Below are 1,105 nucleotides of genomic sequence, written 5' to 3'. Positions count from 1 at the left end.
AAATGACGATCGAAGAACTTGATTTGTCGGTTCGCTCATATAACTGTTTGAAACGTGCTGGTATCAATACCGTCCAGGAATTGACCAACAAGTCGGAAGCAGATATGATGAAGGTCCGCAATTTAGGTCGGAAGTCATTAGAAGAAGTTAAGGCTAAGTTGTCTGATTTAGACTTATCATTGCGTCATGATGACTAATTTTATTAACTAACTTACAAGGGAGGGAATTTGTTCATGGCATACCGTAAATTAGGACGTGACAGCGCTCATCGTAAAGCAATGTTGCGTAACCTGACGACTGATGTGATCGTTAACGGGCAAGTTGTTACAACTGAAGCACGTGCTAAAGAAGCACGTAAGTTCGTTGAAAAAATGATCACTTTAGGTAAAAAAGGTGACTTGGCTTCACGTCGTCGTGCAGCTGCATACATGATGGATGTTGTTGCAGACGTTAAAGAAGACGAAGACAAAGTTACTATCCAAACTGCTTTGCAAAAACTGTTTGATGAAGTTGCTCCTCGCTATGCTGAGCGTAACGGTGGTTATACTCGGATCCTTAAGATGGATCAACGTCGCGGCGATGCAGCCCAAATGGTTGTTTTAGAATTAGTTGATTAATTTTTACTACAGCTAAAAATAAATTAACAAGTGTCACTTTTATGGCGATGGAAAGGCGTTATGATGATGGGTGAAACCGAGTCTAGCTTTAAGTAGCAGTTTACTGTGAAAATATCGTCATAAAAAGTGATTTTTTATTTGACCAGATTTTTGAAATTTTTCGTAAAGCTTCCAGCTTAAGTTCTGGAAGTTTTTTTGTTTACTGGAAGTTCATTGGGTCGAGCCGGTTTGAGGTCAAATTCTAAGTGTAAAGTTTTGGTTGGTTTTAAAAAATTAGGGCTTTTTCTTCTAGTTTGAATGTTCACAAAGTTGTGCAACCTAAAAATAGTGCTTGCTAAACATCAAAAAGGACTATTATCCTTATACATGTAATCATCACAAAACATGAAAAGAGGATAATAGCCCCATGGATAATATTGTAGCTGAATTAGTCGAAATTTTAAAGAGTGAATCGTCTTTACTTAAAAAAGGACAACAAATTAGTGCTT

2 protein-coding genes are annotated in these 1,105 nt (G+C 37.4%); both read left to right on the top strand.

All coding sequences use genetic code 11. The features are described from left to right. The coding region (locus tag LFYK43_RS09095; protein ID WP_305775329.1) for a DNA-directed RNA polymerase subunit alpha C-terminal domain-containing protein at nucleotides 1-197 on the top strand (197 nt) is incomplete at its 5' end. A gap of 36 nt (nucleotides 198-233) precedes the next feature. Then, nucleotides 234-617 (top strand): 50S ribosomal protein L17, encoded by a 384-nt coding sequence (rplQ, locus tag LFYK43_RS09090; protein WP_124977586.1) that lies wholly within the window; start codon nucleotides 234-236, stop codon nucleotides 615-617. The last annotated feature ends 488 nt before the right edge of the window (nucleotides 618-1,105 follow it).

The sequence above is a fragment of the Ligilactobacillus salitolerans genome, assembly GCF_003864415.1.
Classification (GTDB): Bacteria; Bacillota; Bacilli; order Lactobacillales; family Lactobacillaceae; genus Ligilactobacillus; species Ligilactobacillus salitolerans.
The sequence above is the reverse complement of the archived record's forward strand: the minus strand, read 5'-3'. Positions and strand labels throughout refer to the sequence as shown.

Excerpts from the sequence above, each read along its gene's own strand:
- rplQ (WP_124977586.1), top strand. The coding sequence starts at position 234 with ATGGCATACCGTAAATTAGGACGTGACAGCGCTCATCGTAAAGCAATG.